Source organism: Citrobacter sp. Cpo074, from assembly GCF_030332745.1.
Classification (GTDB): domain Bacteria; phylum Pseudomonadota; class Gammaproteobacteria; order Enterobacterales; family Enterobacteriaceae; genus Citrobacter; species Citrobacter portucalensis.
In genome coordinates, this window is sequence record NZ_JAOWHG010000034.1 from 304,198 (window position 1) to 321,558 (window position 17,361).

General features: G+C 50.8%; 20 protein-coding genes and 1 riboswitch. Of the genes, 11 read left to right on the forward strand and 9 right to left on the reverse strand.

The window, feature by feature from the left end; genetic code table 11:
* Positions 1-69 precede the first annotated feature (69 nt).
* On the forward strand, positions 70-651 hold the full coding sequence (locus OGX83_RS19560; RefSeq protein WP_286588927.1) for an NAD(P)H-dependent oxidoreductase: 582 nt from the start codon (positions 70-72) through the stop codon (positions 649-651).
* Between the two features lie 30 nt (positions 652-681).
* Complete coding sequence (locus OGX83_RS19565; RefSeq protein ID WP_003024557.1) at positions 682-996, forward strand: putative quinol monooxygenase; 315 nt, start codon at positions 682-684, stop codon at positions 994-996.
* Between the two features lie 106 nt (positions 997-1,102).
* Here OGX83_RS19565 and parE read toward each other — a convergent pair whose 3' ends face one another.
* From parE to nudF, 5 genes are read right to left on the reverse strand one after another with little or no spacing between them, the layout of a single operon-like run.
* Entirely contained in the window at positions 1,103-2,995 is a 1,893-nt protein-coding gene (parE, locus tag OGX83_RS19570; RefSeq protein WP_003024571.1) for a DNA topoisomerase IV subunit B, read from the reverse strand.
* Between the two features lie 28 nt (positions 2,996-3,023).
* Positions 3,024-3,605 carry an esterase YqiA gene (gene yqiA, locus OGX83_RS19575; RefSeq protein WP_003024575.1) on the reverse strand — a complete coding sequence of 194 codons (582 nt, stop codon included), beginning with the start codon at positions 3,603-3,605 and terminating at the stop codon, positions 3,024-3,026.
* Positions 3,605-4,432, reverse strand: a complete 828-nt coding sequence (gene cpdA, locus OGX83_RS19580; protein WP_008785825.1) for a 3',5'-cyclic-AMP phosphodiesterase — start codon at positions 4,430-4,432, stop codon at positions 3,605-3,607. Before cpdA ends, yqiA begins: the two co-directional genes overlap by 1 nt.
* A 24-nt stretch (positions 4,433-4,456) precedes the next feature.
* The gene (locus OGX83_RS19585; protein ID WP_003024582.1) at positions 4,457-4,879 is read right to left on the reverse strand and encodes a DUF1249 family protein; all 423 of its coding nucleotides are present in this window, start codon (positions 4,877-4,879) and stop codon (positions 4,457-4,459) included.
* The gene (gene nudF / locus OGX83_RS19590; RefSeq protein ID WP_032945031.1) at positions 4,876-5,508 is read right to left on the reverse strand and encodes an ADP-ribose diphosphatase; all 633 of its coding nucleotides are present in this window, start codon (positions 5,506-5,508) and stop codon (positions 4,876-4,878) included. Before nudF ends, OGX83_RS19585 begins: the two co-directional genes overlap by 4 nt.
* Positions 5,509-5,707: 199 nt before the next feature.
* Between nudF and tolC the strand changes: the two genes are divergently transcribed.
* From tolC to OGX83_RS19605, 3 genes are all read left to right on the forward strand, one after another.
* Positions 5,708-7,186: an outer membrane channel protein TolC gene (tolC, locus tag OGX83_RS19595; RefSeq protein WP_122973808.1), complete on the forward strand. Its 1,479-nt coding sequence runs from the start codon at positions 5,708-5,710 to the stop codon at positions 7,184-7,186.
* A gap of 147 nt (positions 7,187-7,333) precedes the next feature.
* Positions 7,334-8,011, forward strand: a complete 678-nt coding sequence (locus OGX83_RS19600; protein WP_003024591.1) for a DUF1190 family protein — start codon at positions 7,334-7,336, stop codon at positions 8,009-8,011.
* Between the two features lie 5 nt (positions 8,012-8,016).
* A complete protein-coding gene (locus OGX83_RS19605) occupies positions 8,017-9,177 on the forward strand; it encodes a glutathionylspermidine synthase family protein (RefSeq protein WP_008785828.1) in 1,161 nt (386 codons plus the stop codon).
* Positions 9,178-9,262: 85 nt separating this feature from the next.
* Here the strand turns inward: OGX83_RS19605 and ygiD are convergent, their stop codons facing one another.
* Positions 9,263-10,051, reverse strand: coding sequence for a 4,5-DOPA-extradiol-dioxygenase (gene ygiD, locus OGX83_RS19610; RefSeq protein WP_003828413.1), 789 nt, complete (start codon positions 10,049-10,051; stop codon positions 9,263-9,265).
* Between the two features lie 147 nt (positions 10,052-10,198).
* Here ygiD and zupT point away from each other — a divergent pair, with 147 nt between their 5' ends.
* Positions 10,199-10,972, forward strand: coding sequence for a zinc transporter ZupT (zupT, locus tag OGX83_RS19615; protein ID WP_003024600.1), 774 nt, complete (start codon positions 10,199-10,201; stop codon positions 10,970-10,972).
* A gap of 65 nt (positions 10,973-11,037) precedes the next feature.
* Here zupT and OGX83_RS19620 read toward each other — a convergent pair whose 3' ends face one another.
* Positions 11,038-11,214 (reverse strand): hypothetical protein, encoded by a 177-nt coding sequence (locus OGX83_RS19620; protein WP_020996336.1) that lies wholly within the window; start codon positions 11,212-11,214, stop codon positions 11,038-11,040.
* 395 nt (positions 11,215-11,609) lie between these two features.
* Between OGX83_RS19620 and assT the strand changes: the two genes are divergently transcribed.
* From assT to dsbI, 3 genes are read left to right on the forward strand one after another with little or no spacing between them, the layout of a single operon-like run.
* The gene (gene assT / locus OGX83_RS19625) at positions 11,610-13,406 is read left to right on the forward strand and encodes an arylsulfate sulfotransferase AssT (RefSeq protein ID WP_252429528.1); all 1,797 of its coding nucleotides are present in this window, start codon (positions 11,610-11,612) and stop codon (positions 13,404-13,406) included.
* Between the two features lie 23 nt (positions 13,407-13,429).
* Entirely contained in the window at positions 13,430-14,098 is a 669-nt protein-coding gene (locus OGX83_RS19630) for a thiol:disulfide interchange protein DsbA/DsbL (protein WP_218658935.1), read from the forward strand.
* Between the two features lie 14 nt (positions 14,099-14,112).
* Positions 14,113-14,790, forward strand: a complete 678-nt coding sequence (gene dsbI / locus OGX83_RS19635) for a protein-disulfide oxidoreductase DsbI (RefSeq protein WP_286588931.1) — start codon at positions 14,113-14,115, stop codon at positions 14,788-14,790.
* An 84-nt stretch (positions 14,791-14,874) separates the two neighbouring features.
* On the opposite strand, the gene ribB is transcribed toward dsbI, so the two are convergent.
* Positions 14,875-15,528: a 3,4-dihydroxy-2-butanone-4-phosphate synthase gene (gene ribB, locus OGX83_RS19640; protein WP_003828424.1), complete on the reverse strand. Its 654-nt coding sequence runs from the start codon at positions 15,526-15,528 to the stop codon at positions 14,875-14,877.
* Positions 15,529-15,634: 106 nt separating this feature from the next.
* A riboswitch (FMN riboswitch) is annotated at positions 15,635-15,784 on the reverse strand.
* Between the two features lie 132 nt (positions 15,785-15,916).
* Here ribB and ubiK point away from each other — a divergent pair.
* Complete coding sequence (gene ubiK, locus OGX83_RS19645) at positions 15,917-16,213, forward strand: ubiquinone biosynthesis accessory factor UbiK (RefSeq protein WP_020996337.1); 297 nt, start codon at positions 15,917-15,919, stop codon at positions 16,211-16,213.
* A 33-nt stretch (positions 16,214-16,246) separates the two neighbouring features.
* Here the strand turns inward: ubiK and glgS are convergent, their stop codons facing one another.
* Entirely contained in the window at positions 16,247-16,453 is a 207-nt protein-coding gene (glgS, locus tag OGX83_RS19650; RefSeq protein ID WP_008785836.1) for a cell surface composition regulator GlgS, read from the reverse strand.
* Between the two features lie 261 nt (positions 16,454-16,714).
* On the opposite strand from glgS, the gene OGX83_RS19655 reads away from it, so the two are divergent.
* Positions 16,715-17,344: an OB-fold-containig protein gene (locus OGX83_RS19655; RefSeq protein WP_286588933.1), complete on the forward strand. Its 630-nt coding sequence runs from the start codon at positions 16,715-16,717 to the stop codon at positions 17,342-17,344.
* Positions 17,345-17,361: the final 17 nt, after the last annotated feature.

The following is a 17,361-nucleotide window of genomic DNA, read 5'->3' on the forward strand; positions in this document are numbered from 1 at the left end:
TTTGCTAATTTCACCGCACCGCTGGTGGGAGTAAAATCGTCCTCAAACGTATTTCCTTGAGGACACAAAATGAGCAACATTCTGATTATCAACGGGGCGAAAAAATTCGGCCATTCTAATGGTCAACTGAATGACACCCTGACCGAGGTCGCGGACGGTATCCTGCGCGACCTCGGGCATGATGTTAAAGTCGTACGCGCAGACAGCGATTATGACGTAAAAGCAGAAGTGCAGAATTTCGTCTGGGCCGATGCGGTTATCTGGCAGATGCCTGGCTGGTGGATGGGCGCACCGTGGACCGTGAAAAAATACATCGATGACGTGTTTACCGAAGGTCACGGTACGCTGTACGCCAGCGACGGCCGCACACGTTCAGATGCCTCTAAAAAATACGGCTCCGGCGGGCTGATTCAGGGCAAAAAATACATGCTGTCCCTGACCTGGAACGCACCGATGGAAGCCTTCTCTGAAAAAGACCAGTTCTTCCATGGCGTTGGCGTTGATGGCGTCTATCTCCCTTTCCATAAAGCAAACCAGTTCCTGGGAATGGAAGCGCTGCCGACCTTTATCACCAATGACGTGATTAAAATGCCGGACGTCCCGCGTTATATCGCAGAATATCGCAAGCATCTGACCGAAATTTTTGGTTAACTGGTAACCTGGAATTAGAAGGAGTTAACCATGCTTACCGTTATTGCAGAAATCCGTACACGTCCAGGTCAACATCACCGCCAGGCGGTACTGGATCAGTTTGCCAAAATCGTTCCGACCGTACTGAAAGAAGAAGGCTGCCACGGCTATGCGCCGATGGTGGATCATGCCGCAGGTGTGAGTTTTCAGACTACAGCACCAGATTCAATCGTGATGGTTGAGCAGTGGGAAAGCATCGCGCATCTTGAAGCGCATTTGCAGACCCCGCATATGAAAGCCTACAGCGAAGCCGTGAAAGGTGACGTGCTGGACATGAATATTCGTATTCTCGAGTCGGGCATTTAAGATTGTCGATTTGCCGGGTGACGCTTAGCTATCCGGCATAAATCGCTTCGTCAGATGAGAGCCGGATAAGGCATTTTACGCCCGTCTCCGGCTTTTCTACATGCAATTACCCTTCGAGATCCGCCAGGTCGCCTTTCTCCTGCAACCAGTTACGACGATCTTCAGAACGCTTCTTGGCCAGCAGCATATCCATCATTGCGTTGGTACGCTGATCGTCTTCATCATCGATAATGAGCTGCACCAGGCGACGGGTGTTCGGATCCAGCGTAGTTTCACGAAGCTGCATCGGGTTCATTTCACCCAGACCTTTAAAGCGCTGCACGTTCGGCTTGCCTTTCTTGCGCTTTAACTGCTCCAGTACGCCCGCTTTCTCTTCTTCCGTCAGCGCGTAATAGACCTCTTTGCCGAGGTCGATACGGTATAACGGCGGCAGCGCCACGTAGACGTGACCGTGTTTCACCAGCGTGCGGAAGTGCTTCACAAACAGCGCGCACAGCAGCGTAGCGATGTGCAGACCATCGGAGTCCGCATCCGCCAGGATACAGATCTTGCCATAGCGCAATTGGCTCAGATCGTCGCTGTCCGGATCGATACCGATCGCCACGGAAATATCGTGAACCTCCTGCGAAGCCAGCACTTCATCGGAAGAGACTTCCCAGGTATTGAGGATCTTACCTTTCAGCGGCATGATCGCCTGATATTCACGATCGCGTGCCTGCTTGGCCGATCCGCCCGCCGAGTCACCTTCGACAAGGAACAGTTCGGTGCGATTAAGATCCTGTGCGGTACAGTCCGCCAGTTTACCCGGCAGTGCCGGACCGCTGGTCAGCTTTTTACGCACTACTTTTTTTGCCGCACGCAGACGACGCTGCGCGCTGGAAATCGCCATCTCAGCCAGCAGTTCGGCTGACTGCACGTTCTGGTTCAGCCACAGGCTGAATGCATCTTTCACCACGCCAGAGACGAATGCCGCACACTGACGCGAAGAGAGGCGCTCTTTGGTTTGTCCGGCAAACTGCGGATCCTGCATTTTTACCGACAGCACGTAAGCACAGCGATCCCAGATATCTTCCGCCGACAGCTTCACGCCACGCGGCAGGATGTTACGGTATTCGCAGAACTCGCGCATCGCATCCAGCAGTCCCTGACGCAGACCGTTAACGTGCGTACCGCCCTGCATGGTTGGGATCAGGTTCACATAGCTTTCGGTCAGCAGCTCGCCGCCTTCCGGCAGCCAGAGCAGCGCCCAGTCCACCGTCTCCGTCTCACCGCTGAAATTACCGATAAACGGTTTTTCCGGCAGCGTCGGTAGGCCATTCACCGCTTCGCTCAGATAGTCATTTAAACCATCCTGGTAGCACCAGCGCTGCTCGCTGTTGTTGACCTCATCCTTAAAAGTGATCTCAACGCCTGGGCACAGTACCGCTTTGGCTTTCAGTACGTGCGTTAAGCGCGAAACAGAAAAACGCGGGCTGTCAAAGAAGCTTTCATCCGGCCAGAAGTGCACGCTGGTCCCGGTATTGCGTTTGCCGCAGGTACCGACAACCTGTAAATCCTGCACTTTATCGCCATTCTCAAACGCGATGTTGTATACCTGCCCGTCGCGGCGCACGTTCACTTCCACACGTTTGGACAGGGCGTTAACAACGGAGATACCCACACCGTGCAGACCACCAGAGAACTGGTAGTTCTTGTTAGAGAACTTGCCGCCCGCGTGCAGACGACAGAGGATCAGCTCAACCGCCGGAACGCCTTCTTCAGGGTGAATATCTACCGGCATGCCACGTCCGTCATCAATGACTTCCAGAGACTGGTCGGCATGTAAGATCACGTCCACGCGTTTTGCGTGGCCCGCCAGTGCTTCATCCACACTGTTATCAATCACTTCCTGCCCAAGATGGTTCGGACGGGTCGTATCGGTGTACATCCCAGGGCGACGGCGTACCGGCTCAAGCCCAGTGAGTACCTCAATGGCATCAGCGTTATAAGTTTGCGTCATGGTTTAAATAAGCAATTCGAATTGATCGTCAGAAACTGTGCAGTCCAAGGAAATCGACAATCGGGTTGAAATAATCTTCGAAGCCCGTGAATGCGTGGTTTCCGCCCTCAATAACTGTCTGACGGCAGGAGGCGTAATATGCCACCGCCTGGCGGTAGTCCAACACTTCATCGCCCGTTTGTTGGAGCAGCCAGATCAAATCCGGCGCTTCCAGCGGGTCAATCTGCATGACTTTAAGATCGTAAATATGGCGTGACTCTAGCACATATTGCTGCCCCGTGTAGGGGTTCTCGTTTTGACCGAGATAGTCGACCAGCAGTTCATAAGGCCGTACGGCAGGGTTCACCACCACTGCCGGCAGCATAAAACATTGCGACAGCCAGGTGGCGTAATAGCCGCCTAAAGAGGAACCGACAATCCCCAGCGACTCTCCGCCGTGTTCAAGAATGATCGATTCCAGCATCTCTGCGGCTTGCGCAGGATACGGAGGTAGCTGCGGCACGATCATCTCAACGTGCGGGTGGTGTTCCGCCAGCCAGTTTTTCAGTAAACACGCCTTCGCCGAACGAGGAGAGCTATTAAATCCGTGAAGATAGAGAAGCGTAGACATCAGTAGCCTTCTGAAGCGGTATCAGGGTGGAACCGATTACCCTGCAGACGACGTACCTGAGTCTGCAACGTCCCGTCGGCAAAAAGCTCCAGCGTCCGCCAGCCTGGGCTGATGGTATCCAATGTGAAGTTGGAACAGTGCGGTTTAAATTGCACGCAGGTCGACGGCGTCGCCAGCAGACGGCGACCGTTCCAGTCCAGATCCAGTTCCTGATGAATATGCCCGCACAATAGATACCTGGCGCGAGGATAATTCACCAGCACGTTATCCAGTTCAGCGGCATTACGCAGACTGTGCTGATCGAGCCAGCTGCAGCCCGCAGGCAGAGGATGATGATGCAGAAGCAGCAAGGTATTACGCTCTGGCGCATCAGCAAGTTTACGCTCCAGCCATTCGAGCTGGAATTCACTTAACTCACCGTGGGGAACGCCGAACACCTGGCTGTCGAGCAGCAAGATTTGCCACTGTTCGCCAATGAAAACGCGTTTGGCCGGGGAAATGCCCGCATCCTGCAGCGCGCTGTACATTGCCGGCTGAAAATCGTGATTGCCCGGTAGCCAAACGCAGGGCGCACGAAAACTTGCGATGCCCTCAGCAAAATGCTGATAAGCCGCAGCGGATTGATCCTGCGCCAAATCACCCGTCGCGACGATCAGATCGTACTCAGGCGACTCTGCATGTATTGCATCCAGTACGGATTGATAGCTGTCCCAGGTGTTCACACCCAGCAGCGTTTCATGCTTTTCGGCAAACAGGTGAGTGTCTGTAATTTGTAAGATCCTGACTCTGGCCTCACCAGCCAAAGGAAGGGTTAACAGGCTTTCCAAATGGTGTCCTTAGGTTTCACGACGCTAATAAACCGGAATCGCCATCGCTCCATGTGCTAAACAGTACCGTAACCAGTCGGCCAAAAACTGATTAATTTGATGCTTTTCGTCGCGTTGATGCAACTTTTTATTTGGATAATCATACCGCGCTTTGAAGCGAAAGATCTGCTGACTTGAACACACTTCAGCCACCCTTGCGTCATGATACAGGCGCACGGTCAATGAAGGCAGGCTCCAGTATGTGACGGCCGGTGCCGTTTGTTCGATCGCAACAAGCGTAGTGTATCGGGTCGATTCCACGATCGTTAACCGATATTGTGCGTTTGCTACCTGATAGCTCACTGTTTCACCGGCTGCATCATTACGTGGCAGCAGGCGGCGCAATTGCGAATAGTTGGTTTCGCACAGACGCATCATTTCAGGGAAGTCAGGTGTGTAACGCTTCATTTTTTCCACTCAGTTTTTAACTCTTGATAGTGCAGCTGTAACCATTGCAAGGCGATGACAGACGCTGCGTTGTCGATTTTCCCCTCTTCTACCCATTGGTAAGCCTGTTCCCGGCTTACCACATGAACACGAATATCTTCGTTTTCATCAGCCAGACCATGGATCCCGCTCGCGGTCGTGGCGTCCACTTCGCCGACTAAAATAGACAGGCGCTCACTGGTGCCACCCGGGCTTGCCAGATAGCTCAGAACGGGCTTCGTCCGCTTAACTTCCAGCCCGGCCTCTTCCATTGCTTCACGACGGGCTACATCTTCAACGGTTTCGCCCTCTTCGATCATCCCGGCCACCATTTCCAGTAACCACGGGCTTTCGCTGGTATCAAATGCCGCGATACGGATCTGCTCGACCAGCACAACTTCATCTCGCTCAGGGTCAAAGGGTAGCAAGACTGCCGCGTGTCCGCGCTCAAAAATTTCGCGCGTTACCTCGCCGCTCATCCCCCCGTTAAACAGGCGATGGCGAAACCGATAAAGATCCAGTGAAAAAAAACCGCGGTATAGCTTTTCTCGTGCAATAATTTCTACATCATTTTTAGTGAAAGTCATTGGCAAGTTGTCTGGTTTACGCATTGTGCTGTCCTGAAACCAATAGTGATTAAAATGTGAATTTCAAGGTCGTTTGACTGATGTTTGAACGCCCTTGTGTTAAATTGATGCAAATTAACGCCGTATGGCACGTAACGCCAACTTTTTGAAGTGGCGGATTCTGCTAGAATCAGCAAATATTTTTACAATTTGATCAGCGCTAAATACTGCTTCACAACAAGGAATGCAAATGAAGAAATTGCTCCCCATCCTTATCGGCCTGAGCCTGTCGGGGTTCAGTACTTTGAGCCAGGCAGAAAACCTGATGCAGGTTTATCAGCAAGCACGCCTGAGCAACCCGGAATTGCGTAAATCCGCCGCCGATCGCGATGCTGCATTCGAAAAAATTAACGAAGCGCGTAGCCCATTACTGCCGCAACTGGGTTTAGGTGCCGATTACACCTACAGCAATGGCTACCGTGATGCAAATGGCGTCAACTCCAACGCCACCAGCGCATCTTTGCAGTTAACTCAGTCTATTTTTGACATGTCTAAATGGCGTGCCCTGACGCTGCAAGAAAAATCAGCGGGCATCCAGGACGTGACCTATCAGACCGATCAGCAAACGCTGATCCTGAATACCGCCACGGCCTATTTTAACGTACTAAACGCAATTGACGTGCTTTCTTACACTCAGGCACAGAAAGATGCGGTCTATCGTCAGTTAGATCAGACCACTCAGCGTTTTAACGTTGGCCTGGTTGCCATCACTGACGTACAAAACGCCCGTTCACAATACGATACTGTACTGGCGAATGAAGTTACCGCGCGTAACAATCTGGATAACGCGGTAGAACAGCTGCGCCAGGTAACCGGTAACTACTACCCGGAACTGGCTTCACTGAACGTTGATGGTTTTAAAACCAACAAACCGCAGGCGGTGAACGCGCTGCTGAAAGAAGCAGAAAACCGCAACCTGTCGTTATTGCAGGCCCGTTTGAGCCAGGATCTGGCACGTGAGCAGATTCGTCTGGCGCAGGATGGTCATTTACCGACCCTGGATTTGACCGCCTCTACCGGGGTATCTGACACCTCGTACAGCGGGTCTAAAACCAACACCTCCCAGTATGACGACAGCAACATGGGCCAGAATAAAATCGGTCTGAGCTTCTCACTGCCGCTGTACCAGGGCGGAATGGTTAACTCGCAGGTGAAACAAGCGCAGTACAACTTTGTTGGCGCGAGTGAACAACTGGAAAGCGCACACCGCAGCGTGGTGCAGACCGTTCGTTCTTCGTTCAACAACATTAATGCGTCTATCAGTAGCATTAACGCGTACAAACAAGCGGTTGTCTCTGCACAAAGTTCTTTGGATGCGATGGAAGCTGGCTATTCCGTAGGTACACGTACCATTGTGGATGTGTTGGATGCCACCACCACGCTTTACAACGCCAAGCAGCAACTGGCGAATGCGCGTTATACCTATCTTATCAACCAGTTAAACGTCAAATCTGCGCTCGGTACGCTGAACGAGCAGGATCTGGTGGCACTGAACAATACGCTGGGTAAACCAGTATCCACGACTCCGGATACGATCGCGCCGGAAAATGCGCAGCAAGACGCCGCGGCGGACGGTTATACGTCCAACAGCGCGACACCTGCGGCGCAGCCGACAGCAGTACGTTCAACCAGCAGCACCGGCAACAACCCGTTCCGTAACTGATGCTGATGACGGGGCTTCGGCCCCGTCTGAACGTAAGACAACGTAAAGATCCGCCCCTTCTTCCGCATTCTCGCCTCTTACCGCTTCAATTTCGACCAGTCATCCTCTATTCTGAGCAGAGTTACCACTGGGTACTGGAAGACATAAATGAAACGGACAAAATCTATACATCACGCCTCGTTCCGCAAAAGCTGGAGCGCGCGCCATCTGACTCCTGTCGCCCTGGCAGTTACCGCTGTGTTTATGCTCGCGGGCTGTGAAAAGAGCGACGAAACGGTTTCGCTTTATCAGAACGCTGACGACTGCTCTGCGGCGAATCCGGGTAAAAGCGCCGAATGTACTACCGCGTTTAACAATGCGCTGAAAGAAGCTGAACGTACCGCGCCAAAATACGCCACTCGTGAAGACTGTATCGCTGAATTCGGCGAAGGCCAGTGCCAGCAGGCTCCTGCGCAAGCGGGTATGGCGCCGACCGGTGAAGGCCAGGCTCAGGCACAGAATCAAAGCAGCGGCAGCTTCTGGATGCCGCTGATGGCGGGCTACATGATGGGTCGACTGATGGGCGGCGGAATGGGCGCTCAGCAACCGCTGTTCAGCTCGAAAAACCCAGCCAGCCCGGCTTACGGCAAATACACGGATGCCAGCGGTAAAAACTACGGCGCAGCAACGCCGGGTCGCACCATGACCGTACCGAAAACCGCTATGGCACCGAAACCTGCCACCACCTCTACCGTAACCCGCGGCGGATTTGGTGAGTCTGTGGCCAAACAGAGCACCATGCAGCGTAGCGCAAGCGGTACCACCACACGTTCAATGGGTGGCTGATCGTCATGGAAAGAGTCAGTATTGTTGAGCGCCCGGACTGGCGCGACAAAGCCACCGAATACGGTTTCAATTTTCACACTATGTACGGCGAACCGTACTGGTGTGAAGACGCGTACTATAAGCTCACTCTTGCTCAGGTTGAAAAGCTGGAAGAGGTCACCGCAGAGCTGCATCAAATGTGCCTCAAGGTGGTGGAAAAGGTCATCGCCAGCGATGAGTTGATGACCAAATTTCGCATTCCGAAGCATACCTGGGGCTTTGTCCGCCAGTCCTGGCAGACACAGCAACCGTCGCTCTATTCACGTCTCGATCTGGCGTGGGACGGCACGGGTGAACCCAAGCTTTTAGAAAACAACGCCGATACGCCAACCTCGCTGTACGAAGCCGCGTTTTTCCAGTGGATCTGGCTGGAAGATCAGCTCAATGCGGGCAACCTGCCGGAAGGCAGCGATCAGTTCAACAGTCTGCAGGAAAAACTGATCGAGCGTTTCACCGAGTTGCGTGAGCAGTATGGTTTTCAACTGCTTCATCTGACCTGCTGTCGTGATACGGTAGAAGATCGCGGTACGATCCAGTATCTGCAGGATTGCGCTGCCGAAGCTGAGATCGCTACAGAATTCCTCTATGTAGAAGATATTGGTCTTGGTGAAAAAGGTCAGTTCACCGATATGCAGGATCAGGTGATTGCTAACCTGTTCAAGCTCTATCCTTGGGAATTCATGCTGCGTGAAATGTTCTCCACCAAGCTGGAAGATGCTGGCGTTCGCTGGCTGGAACCGGCCTGGAAGAGCATTATCTCCAACAAAGCACTGTTGCCGCTGTTATGGGAAATGTTCCCGGACCATCCGAACCTGCTGCCAGCGTACTTCGCCGAAGACGACCATCCGCAGATGGATAAATTCGTCGTAAAACCGATCTTCTCGCGCGAGGGGGCTAATGTCTCCATCGTTGAGAACGGTAAAACGATCGAATCCGTGGAAGGACCGTACGGTGAAGAAGGCATGATCGTGCAGCAGTTCCATCAGCTACCGAAGTTTGGCGACAGCTATATGCTGATTGGCAGCTGGCTGATCAACGATCAACCAGCTGGGATCGGCATTCGTGAAGACCGCGCGTTGATCACGCAGGATCTGTCACGTTTCTATCCGCATATTTTTGTCGAATAATTGAGAGTGCCGGGTGGTGGCTTCGCCTTACCCGGCCTACGACGCGAACTTAATGCCCGATAAGCGCAGTGCCATCGGGCATTCATCATCCAACCTGCACCGACAACATACTTAAACTTCCCATCTCAATACCATCTACCGGGATCGTGACAGACTCTTTACCATCCCAAGCCCCAAGTACATACAGCAGCGGCAGATAGTGATCCGGCGTCGGGTTCGACAACGATCCACCTTCATGATCGAGATAGTTTACCAGTGGGTGCTGCTCAACCGGTCCCTGCCATGTCAGGTTTGCCTTAACATAGTCATTGAATGAGGTCGCCCACGGATAAGGCGTGTTCTCACCGTGCCAGCGCGCAGTGCGCAGGTTATGCACCACGTTACCACTGGCCACCAGCATAATGCCCTCATCACGCAGCGCCGCCAGCTTACGGCCCATCTCAAAATGCCATGCCGCAGGTTTGGTGCTGTCGATACTCAACTGCACCATCGGAATGTCCGCATTCGGATACATCTTGATCAGCACGCCCCAGGAACCGTGGTCAAAACCCCAGGCTTCTTTGTCCAGGGTCACAGGCACTGGAGCAAGTAAGTCAACCAGATGCTGCGCCAGTTCAGGCGAGCCGGGAGCCGGGTAATGGGTGTCATATAATGCTTGCGGAAAACCGCCAAAATCGTGGATCGTTTTGGGGGCTTCCATCGCAGTCACACCCGTTCCACGGGTGAACCAGTGCGCCGAGACCACCACAATGGCTTTCGGACGCGGCAACGTTTCCCCCAGTTGCTGCCAGGCACGGGTATAAACGTTATCTTCCAGAACATTCATCGGGCTACCGTGACCCAAAAACAATGCTGGCATACGAGTTGAAGACATGATGATATCCTTACTGAGGGAGTCATTTTGATACCACCACAATACGCTTATTCGGTTGATGAAGAACTCAGATAACCATGATGAAGATCATCAGTTATTTTGACGATCTAACCCGGACAGCAGATTGATAAGGAGTTTTATTTGTCGATGTCAGTACCTTTACTTCTGACTTTACTGGCAGGTGCCGCCACGTTTATCGGCGCATTTCTCGGCGTGTTAGGGCAAAAACCGTCTAACCGCGTTCTTGCCTTTTCTTTAGGCTTCGCCGCCGGGATTATGCTACTGATCTCCCTTATGGAGATGCTACCTGCTGCGCTGGCCGCTGAAGGTATGTCGCCAGTGCTGGGCTACGGAATGTTTATCGTCGGCTTACTGGGCTACTTTGGCCTGGACCGTCTATTGCCGCACGCGCACCCTCAGGATCTGGTACAAAAAACAACGCAGCCTCTACCCGGCTCTATTAAACGCACCGCGATTTTATTAACGCTCGGCATCAGCCTGCACAACTTTCCTGAAGGGATTGCGACGTTTGTTACCGCCAGTAGCAACCTTGAGCTGGGCTTTGGTATTGCCCTCGCTGTTGCATTGCACAATATTCCTGAAGGATTAGCGGTGGCGGGTCCCGTCTATGCCGCCACAGGCTCCAAACGTACGGCGATATTCTGGGCAGGGATTTCAGGTATGGCAGAAATACTGGGCGGCGTACTGGCGTGGTTAATTCTCGGTAGCCTGATATCACCGGTGGTGATGGCGGCAATAATGGCGGCAGTCGCAGGTATTATGGTGGCACTGTCCGTCGATGAATTGATGCCGTTGGCAAAAGAGATCGATCCCAATAATAATCCCAGCTATGGGGTGTTATGTGGAATGTCGGTGATGGGATTAAGCCTCGTCATCCTCCAGTCGATGGGAATCGGATAATCCAGAGGGCGGATGCCACCCTGCAAATTTACAGCATCCGCTCATCCATAGCAGAATATGAAGGACTAATCCTGTTCCTTAACCGCGCTGTTATCTTCACCAGAGCGGCGAAAGAGTTTGTTTCGCGCTTCAAGTAAGGCATCTCTGTCCTGGCGGAATGCCCGACAATAACGTTTCATATGGCAATAATACCCCAGCGCAACGAGTGCAATTAATACAATCCAATACCAGGCAATAAACATTCTTTTACCCTTAAAATTTAACATCATTAAACATTTAACGTTAAAATTTTACACAAACTTATTCTGACATACTCATATAGTGGCATATTTCAGAAACAAATATATGATTTCGATCATATAAATCAGCGGCTACGCTATTAGCCAAACTCGTTATAAACAATTAAAACAATGTCGACAAGATCACACTACGCAATAATAAATATTGTTCTTAAAATATCTCACTCATACTATCAAAAAATAATAAAAATTAGCTCCTGCAGAATAATACATTTCATCAATATCAATTAAGGCATTACAAAAATAGTATTAGCAATGCTGCTTTATTTTATCAAAACAGTAAAAACATAATATATTCAGCAAGATTATATTTATAGGTAATATAAGGAGATATATCCATGTTTACACAATACCGAAAAACACTTCTGGCAGGGACTCTGGCACTGACATTTGGATTAGCAGCAGGAAACTCTCTTGCCGCTGGTTTTCAACCGGCCCAACCTGCAGGAAAGTTGGGCGCAATAGTAGTTGACCCTTATGGAAATGCCCCGCTTACTGCGCTGGTTGAATTAGATAGCCACGTTATTTCAGATGTTAAAGTTACCGTCCATGGTAAAGGTGAAAAAGGCGTTCCGGTGACTTATACCGTCGGCAAAGAGTCACTCGCCACGTACGATGGCATTCCTATTTTTGGCCTTTATCAAAAGTTCGCAAATAAGGTAACCGTTGAATATAAAGAAAACGGTAAGGCCATGAAAGATGATTATGTGGTGCACACTTCCGCCATCGTAAATCACTACATGGATAACCGCTCAATATCTGATTTACAGCAAACAAAAGTGATTAAAGTAGCACCGGGTTTTGAAGATCGTCTTTATCTGGTGAATACCCACACCTTTACCCCGCAGGGGGCGGAATTCCACTGGCATGGTGAAAAAGATAAAAATGCCGGCATCCTGGATGCGGGTCCAGCTGGCGGCGCACTCCCCTTTGATATCGCACCCTTTACCTTTGTCGTCGATACGGAAGGTGAATATCGGTGGTGGCTGGATCAGGACACCTTCTATGACGGCCATGACATGGATATCAACAAGCGCGGCTACCTGATGGGTATTCGTGAAACACCGCGAGGCACCTTCACCGCCGTCCAGGGCCAGCACTGGTATGAATTCGATATGCTGGGGCAAATTCTGGCCGACCATAAGCTGCCTCGCGGATTCCTGGATGCTTCACATGAGTCGGTCGAAACAGTGAACGGCACCGTACTGCTTCGCGTGGGTAAACGCGATTATCGCAAAGAAGATGGCCTTCACGTACATACCATCCGCGACCAGATTATTGAAGTCGATAAATCTGGACGTGTTGTTGACGTATGGGATCTGACACAAATTCTCGACCCGATGCGTGACGCGCTGCTGGGTGCTCTGGACGCAGGCGCGGTATGCGTCAACGTGGATCTCGCTCACGCAGGTCAACAGGCGAAACTGGAGCCAGATACCCCCTATGGTGACGCCCTCGGCGTTGGTGCGGGCCGTAACTGGGCTCACGTAAACTCCATTGCCTATGACGCTAAAGATGACTCCATCATTCTTTCTTCCCGCCATCAGGGTGTCGTCAAAATCGGTCGTGATAAACAGGTTAAATGGATCCTGGCACCGTCTAAAGGCTGGAATAAGGCGCTGGCAAGCAAACTGTTAAAACCGGTTGATGATAAGGGCAACGCGCTGAAGTGTGATGAAAACGGTAAGTGCGAGAATACTGATTTCGATTTTACCTACACCCAACACACCGCCTGGCTCTCCAGCAAAGGAACACTAACCATCTTTGACAATGGCGATGGCCGTGGACTCGAACAACCGGCTCTACCTACAATGAAATACTCCCGATTCGTCGAATATAAAATTGACGAGAAAAAAGGAACCGTTCAGCAGGTTTGGGAATACGGGAAAGAGCGCGGTTATGATTTCTACAGTCCTATCACGTCGGTAATTGAATATCAAAAAGACCGCGACACGATGTTTGGATTTGGTGGTTCTATTAATTTATTTGACGTTGGACAGCCAACCATCGGCAAAATCAACGAAATTGACTACAAAACAAAAGAAGTCAAAGTCGAAATTGATGTCCTTTCCGATAAACCAAACCAAACTCACTACCGCGCATTACTGGTTCGCCCACAACAAATGTTTAAATAATTTCGTTAGATTAAGGATTAATTATGTCATCTAAATGGATTACTTCATTATTTAAAAGCGTGGTATTAACGGCGGCGCTGGTATCACCATTTGCAGCATCGGCTTTTACTGAAGGTACTGACTATATGGTACTGGAGAAACCGATTCCCAATGCTGATAAGACGTTGATAAAAGTATTCAGCTACGACTGCCCATTCTGCTACAAATATGATAAAGCCGTGACCGGCCCGGTGTCAGAAAAAGTTGCCGATCTCGTCGCCTTCACACCGTTTCATCTCGAAACCAAAGGAAAATATGGCAAACAGGCCAGTGAAGTATTTGCAGTAATGATTGCTAAGGATCAGGCCGCAGGAATTTCATTGTTTGATGCCAAATCACAGTTCAAAAAAGCTAAGTTTGCTTACTACACTGCCTACCACGATAAGAAAGAACGCTGGTCTGACGGTAAAGATCCCGCTTCATTCATCAAAACAGGGTTGGATGCTGCGGGTATGAGTCAAGCAGATTTCGAGGTCGCCTTAAAAGAACCCGTAGTCCAGGAGACACTGGAAAAATGGAAAGCGGCTTATGATGTTGCCAAAATTCAGGGCGTTCCGGCTTACGTCGTCAATGGTAAGTACCTGATCTACACCAAAAGCATCAAATCGATTGATTCCATGGCTGAGCTTGTCAGAGAGCTGGCGACAAAATAAACAGGGAACCGGCTATGGCTTTTATTAAAGGATTGTGGCGAGACTTATGTACCGCACCGGTTGATACCCTGGTGAGATGGCAGGAGCGACGCTTTTTGTGGTTGCTAATGGCTTGTGCCATGGGTGGGTTAATTATTCTGGCGCACTCGTTCTTCCAAATCTATCTCTACATGGCCCCCTGCGAGCAATGTGTATACATCCGCTTTGCCATGTTTGTGATGGTTTTGGGTGGGCTGATCGCGGCAATAAACCCTAAAAACCTTATTCTAAAACTGGTCGGCTGCATTGCGGCATTTTATGGCAGCATTATAGGTATTAAGTTCTCCATCAAACTTAATGGCATTCATTATGCGGTACATAACCCGGACCCGGATTCGCTCTTTGGCGTACAGGGATGTTCTACCGATCCGACATTCCCTTTCAATTTGCCGCTGGCAAACTGGGCTCCAGAATGGTTTAAGCCCACTGGAGATTGCGGCTATGACGCACCTGTCGTTCCTGATGGCGTAGCGCTTAGCAGTATGCAAAAGTGGTTTGTCGATCTGTACCAGCAGTCCGAAGGCTGGTATCTGCTCCCGCCATGGCATTTTATGAATATGGCGCAGGCTTGCCTGCTCGCTTTTGGTTTATGTTTAGTGCTGTTGCTGGTAATGAGCGGAGCCTGGGCACTTAAACTGGCCAGAAAAAAATAGCCAGGTTGTAATAACAAAAAACCGAAGTCAGAAAACTGACTTCGGTTTTTTTATCCCTACCACGGTTGTCGCGGTAGTCAGCAATTAGCTGGCTTTGCGCTCATGCGCCTGACGGTAAGCCACCAGGTCTTCGATAGTCACTACAGCCATATTATGCTTACCGGCAAATTCGATGCACTCTGGCGCACGGGCCATGGTGCCGTCATCATTGGTCAGTTCGCACAGCACACCGGCTGGTTTAAACCCTGCCAGCGTCATCAGGTCGATGGTTGCTTCAGTATGACCACCGCGGGTCAACACGCCGCCTGCCTGAGCACGCAGCGGGAAAACGTGCCCCGGACGGTTAAGATCGGAAGGTTTTGCGCCATCCTTAATTGCCGCACGCACCGTTGTAACACGGTCTGCTGCGGAAACGCCGGTGGTTACGCCTTCTGCGGCTTCAATAGTCACGGTAAAACCGGTACCGTAAGCGCTGGTGTTATTTTCCACCATCATTGGCAGATCGAGCTGTTTGCGTCGGTCTTCAGTGATGCACAGGCAAACAATACCGCTACCGTGACGGATGGTCAGCGCCATCTGTTCTACGGTCATGGTTTCTGCCGGGAAAATCATATCGCCTTCGTTTTCACGGTCTTCGTCGTCAAGCACCATTACACCGCGTCCTTCACGCAGCGCAGACAGCGCATGTTCAACACGTTCGAAAGGCGTACCAAAAGAGGAAAGTAGCGTCTGATTCATGGTAAAAAAACCTCACTAAAATTATGGTTACCAGAATCAGGGCAGTCTTAGGAGTACCGTCTAAGCGGCAAAAAAATAACGTGAGCGGGTCCATGCCCGACTGGATCGTTACTCTCTCCCATCCGGACTCTAACCGTCGGCCCCGGAATTACACCGGATCTGCTGACCTTTTTGCCGTAACAAAAAGCGCTCGCGGGCTTTCAACATCAGTTGATTTACCGCCGGTGGGGAATTTCGCCCCGCCCTGAGAATAAGCGGGTTAACTATAACGCTATTGATTACCTTCATCAACGCCTTTACTCGTCTTAGCTTCACACAATTCTGGTTTATGCCTGTGCCAGTTCGCACTACAATAGGCAGCAACACGTACCAGTTCAGGGAAACCACAATGATTGACCCGAAAAAAATTGAGCAGATTGCTCGTCAGGTTCACGAGTCGATGCCGAAAGGGATCCGCGAGTTTGGCGAAGACGTCGAGAAGAAAATTCGTCAAACGCTGCAGTCACAGCTGACCCGTCTGGATCTGGTAAGCCGCGAAGAATTCGATGTACAGACTCAGGTTTTATTGCGCACGCGTGAAAAGCTGGCGCTGCTTGAGCAACGTCTGACTGAGCTTGAATCACGTGATAAAACGGCAGACGTTAAGCCTGCCCCCGCGATCCCGTCAGTTGATCCGCAAGAGTAAAAACGACAACGGGCCGCAAGGCCCGTTTTTCTGTTAGTGTTCCAGTTCTAGCTTCCTGGCTTCCGTCGCCTGCTGGCAGTACAGCGCATAGCGTTTGCAAAACCAGCTACGATGTTCTTCATCCATATTCCCGGTTATCGCCTGGATATCAATGGGATGGCCCTCAGCCTGCATCCTGGCAAAACTACGGGCCAGGAAATCGAAATTGTTCAGTGAATACATATTGCTGTTCATGAGCATACCCTCCAGTTATTGAATATCTGCTAAGGCCATATGCTTTTTCTAATTTCAGTATTTCCCTGGATACGAAGTTATTCTGTACATATTGTGCGCAAAAAAACCGCCTGCTTCACAGTTTCCTACGAAATCTAAGAGGGGGATGACCCCCCTTTTCGGATTTAAGGTCACGGTGACACATGTTATTGTAACGACATGTAAAAGTAAGGGGTAAAACCATTACTTTTGATACTGACAGGGAACGCAGTAACAGGAGGAAACAACTTGGTATTATTCACGGATTACAACAGCCCCTACCTGTTTGCTATTTCATTTGTACTACTGATTGGCCTATTAGAAATCATCTCTCTTATTTTCGGTCATTACCTTTCTGGCGCGCTTGATGCGCATCTCGAACATTACGATGCCCTGACCTCCGGCAATATCGGACAGGCATTGCACTATCTCAATATCGGACGGATTCCAGCGCTGATCGTGCTGTGCTTACTCGCTGGCTTCTTTGGACTCTTCGGTATCCTCCTTCAGCATGGCTGGGTCACGCTGTGGCAAGCACCGCTCAGCAATCTGCTGCTCGCGCCGGTGAGCTTTATTTTTGCGGTCTTCGCCGTGCATTACAGCGGGAAAATTATTGCTCCATGGCTACCACGAGATGAAACCACCGCCCTCGCCGAGGATGAGTTTATCGGCAGCATGGCAATTATTACCGGCCATTCTGCGAGTGCCGGAACCCCATGCGAAGGCAAATTTACCGACACGTTTGGGCAGACCCACTATGTGCTGCTGGAGCCTGAAGCGGGCAAAGAATTCAAAAAAGGAGACAAGGTGCTGATTATTTGCCGACTCTCTGCAACGCGTTACCTGGCCGAGCTAAACCCCTGGCCGACTGTTTTATAATTTTACACAGAGGGACC

Coding starts and splice junctions, on each gene's coding strand:
- tolC (WP_122973808.1), top strand. CDS start 5,708: ATGCAAATGAAGAAATTGCTCCCCATCCTTATCGGCCTGAGCCTGTCG.
- OGX83_RS19620 (WP_020996336.1), bottom strand. CDS start 11,214: ATGTTTATTGCCTGGTATTGGATTGTATTAATTGCACTCGTTGCGCTG.
- OGX83_RS19565 (WP_003024557.1), top strand. CDS start 682: ATGCTTACCGTTATTGCAGAAATCCGTACACGTCCAGGTCAACATCAC.
- parE (WP_003024571.1), bottom strand. CDS start 2,995: ATGACGCAAACTTATAACGCTGATGCCATTGAGGTACTCACTGGGCTT.
- assT (WP_252429528.1), top strand. CDS start 11,610: ATGTTTACACAATACCGAAAAACACTTCTGGCAGGGACTCTGGCACTG.
- nudF (WP_032945031.1), bottom strand. CDS start 5,508: ATGCGTAAACCAGACAACTTGCCAATGACTTTCACTAAAAATGATGTA.
- OGX83_RS19630 (WP_218658935.1), top strand. CDS start 13,430: ATGTCATCTAAATGGATTACTTCATTATTTAAAAGCGTGGTATTAACG.
- dsbI (WP_286588931.1), top strand. CDS start 14,113: ATGGCTTTTATTAAAGGATTGTGGCGAGACTTATGTACCGCACCGGTT.
- glgS (WP_008785836.1), bottom strand. CDS start 16,453: ATGCTCATGAACAGCAATATGTATTCACTGAACAATTTCGATTTCCTG.
- yqiA (WP_003024575.1), bottom strand. CDS start 3,605: ATGTCTACGCTTCTCTATCTTCACGGATTTAATAGCTCTCCTCGTTCG.
- ubiK (WP_020996337.1), top strand. CDS start 15,917: ATGATTGACCCGAAAAAAATTGAGCAGATTGCTCGTCAGGTTCACGAG.
- ygiD (WP_003828413.1), bottom strand. CDS start 10,051: ATGTCTTCAACTCGTATGCCAGCATTGTTTTTGGGTCACGGTAGCCCG.
- OGX83_RS19585 (WP_003024582.1), bottom strand. CDS start 4,879: ATGAAGCGTTACACACCTGACTTCCCTGAAATGATGCGTCTGTGCGAA.
- OGX83_RS19605 (WP_008785828.1), top strand. CDS start 8,017: ATGGAAAGAGTCAGTATTGTTGAGCGCCCGGACTGGCGCGACAAAGCC.
- OGX83_RS19600 (WP_003024591.1), top strand. CDS start 7,334: ATGAAACGGACAAAATCTATACATCACGCCTCGTTCCGCAAAAGCTGG.
- zupT (WP_003024600.1), top strand. CDS start 10,199: ATGTCAGTACCTTTACTTCTGACTTTACTGGCAGGTGCCGCCACGTTT.
- OGX83_RS19560 (WP_286588927.1), top strand. CDS start 70: ATGAGCAACATTCTGATTATCAACGGGGCGAAAAAATTCGGCCATTCT.
- ribB (WP_003828424.1), bottom strand. CDS start 15,528: ATGAATCAGACGCTACTTTCCTCTTTTGGTACGCCTTTCGAACGTGTT.